This is a genomic window from Pseudomonas sp. BS-2016, from assembly GCF_001806145.1.
In the GTDB taxonomy this organism is placed as follows: domain Bacteria; phylum Pseudomonadota; class Gammaproteobacteria; order Pseudomonadales; family Pseudomonadaceae; genus Aquipseudomonas; species Aquipseudomonas lundensis.
On the sequence record NZ_MLCT01000109.1, the window covers coordinates 1 to 1961 of the forward strand.

Consider the following 1961-nt stretch of genomic DNA (forward strand, 5'->3'; position numbering starts at 1 on the left):
CTGCGCAACGGCCTGGACGGCATGCCGTTGGAACAACCCCGCGCCGCCGGCAGCCTGGGCAGTACCGCCTCGGACTTCAAGGGTGAAACCTTCTCGCGCCTGGACGGCTACAAACAGGTGATCGCCAACGCCAAGGCGCCGAAAACCGACAAGGCCTATGCGTTGTTCCGCGCCATCAACTGCTACGCGCCGGCCGGCTACAACAGCTGCGGCGGCGAAGACGTTGCGCCGGCAGTGCGCAAAGCATGGTTCCGCCAACTCAAGAGCGGTTTTGCCGATACCCAGTGGGGCAAATCGCTGCAGTACTACTGGTGAAATCGCTGTGGCTAGGCTTGCTGTTGCTGGCAAGCCCGGTTTTTGGCGCCGTTGACGCAGGCGACTACGACGCCTTCTGGCTGTGGAGTGGCGTCACGCCCCAGCCGGTCATCAAGCAGGCAAAAACCCTGTACATCCTGCAAGGCCAGATCAACTCCACTCGTCGCGCGCCCCAGCGCGGCGTGCAATTGATCGCCCAGGGCATGAGCGTGCCGCGTATTACTCAAGGCCACGTCTGGGTGGTGTACCGCGCCCACACCTTGCGCTGGCCGGAACGGGTCTACACCCAGGTGCTGGGCCAGGTGCAACGCTGGCGTGACGCCGGCAACCCGGTGATCGGCATCCAGATCGACTTCGACGCCCGCACCCAATATCTGCACGAATACGCCGATTTTCTGCGCGACCTGCGCCAGCGCCTGCCTGCCGACCTGCGGTTGAGCATCACCGGCCTGATGGACTGGAGCAGCAACGCCGACCCGGCCGCTATCGCCCAACTCAAGGGCGTGGTGGATGAAGTGGTGGTGCAGACGTATCAAGGGCGTCACAGCATCCCTGACTATGCCGCGTATTTGCCGCGGATGAATCGGCTGGGCGTGCCGTTCAAGATTGGCTTGATTCAGGGCGGGGAGTGGCAAGAGCCGGGGTATCTGGGGGCCGATGAGTGGTTTCGGGGGTATGTGGTGTTTTTGCAAAACCTTTGATTCTTCCAACCCTGCAAAAAGCCGGCCTCGAGCCGGTTTTTTGCAGGTGGCCTTAGAGGCTTGGATGATATAAGTTACCTTTATTGATTTAAAGGATGATATATCATGCAAGAAACAGCGAAGCCCTACCCGCACAAAGGGTACATCTCTGAGAGAAGCGCTGAGCTGATGAGAGGTATCGGGAACGGTATCGAAATAGCCCGCATTCGTCGCCGGTTGAAAATTTCCACCATATGCAGCCGCGCGGGCATTACGCGGCAGACGTATCAGCGGCTGAGGCAGGGCGAGGCCGGCGTATCCCTCGGCGTGCTGATGAATGTGCTTAGCGCGATGGACTTGGAAGAAGGTATGGCGAGCATTGCGTCACCAGAACTTGACCAGGTTGGGATTACCATGAGCCTCGCCCGTGAGCCTAAGCGCATTCGCACTGAAGGAGAACACGATGTCCTGGAAGCCGATTGGTAATGCCTTTGTTTTTTCAGCTCACTTAGTCGGTGACCCGGTCCCTGTTGGCGAAGTGGCCATGCATGGGAATGGATTCGTTTTTCGCTACGCCAACAGTTGGCTCGCGCGGCCCGACGCATTTGCGATTGACCCGCGTCGACGCGGTTGAAAGTGCCGTTTCCTATTACAGGATCGCAGACGTTTTGAAGAAGGTCAGCGACGATGCAACGTTTGATATGCGTGAGCTTTACAAGCGCATGGCCTTCAATGTGCTCATCGGCAATAGCGACGACCACCTGAAACAAACCGGGCTGCTGCTGACCAGCGCCTCGGGCTATTCCCTTGCGCCAGTATTTGACGTGTTGCCCCACCCTACCCAACTAGGCTTGCAGGCGCTCATCATCGGCAATGAAGGCCGGGTATCGTCTGTCAGTAATTTGCTGAGTACGCCTGAACGCTTTGGGTTGGCGGCGGATGAAGCAAGGTCCATCGTCACGGATA

3 protein-coding genes and 1 pseudogene are annotated in these 1961 nt (G+C 58.7%); all 4 read left to right on the top strand.

The features are described 5' to 3' along the window. A pseudogene (locus BKD70_RS22730) lies at window positions 1–315 on the top strand (outer membrane assembly lipoprotein YfiO); the annotation flags it as partial. Next, complete coding sequence (locus tag BKD70_RS22735; protein ID WP_070415448.1) at window positions 312–1016, top strand: DUF3142 domain-containing protein; 705 nt, start codon at window positions 312–314, stop codon at window positions 1014–1016. The pseudogene BKD70_RS22730 and the gene BKD70_RS22735, both read left to right, overlap by 4 nt. A 105-nt stretch (window positions 1017–1121) precedes the next feature. Continuing rightward, on the top strand, window positions 1122–1481 hold the full coding sequence (locus tag BKD70_RS22740) for a helix-turn-helix transcriptional regulator (protein WP_070415449.1): 360 nt from the start codon (window positions 1122–1124) through the stop codon (window positions 1479–1481). A gap of 68 nt (window positions 1482–1549) precedes the next feature. Continuing rightward, on the top strand, window positions 1550–1961 hold a 412-nt coding region (locus BKD70_RS22745), incomplete at its 3' end, for a HipA domain-containing protein (protein WP_256543220.1).

Coding starts and splice junctions, on each gene's coding strand:
- BKD70_RS22740 (WP_070415449.1), top strand. CDS start 1,122: ATGCAAGAAACAGCGAAGCCCTACCCGCACAAAGGGTACATCTCTGAG.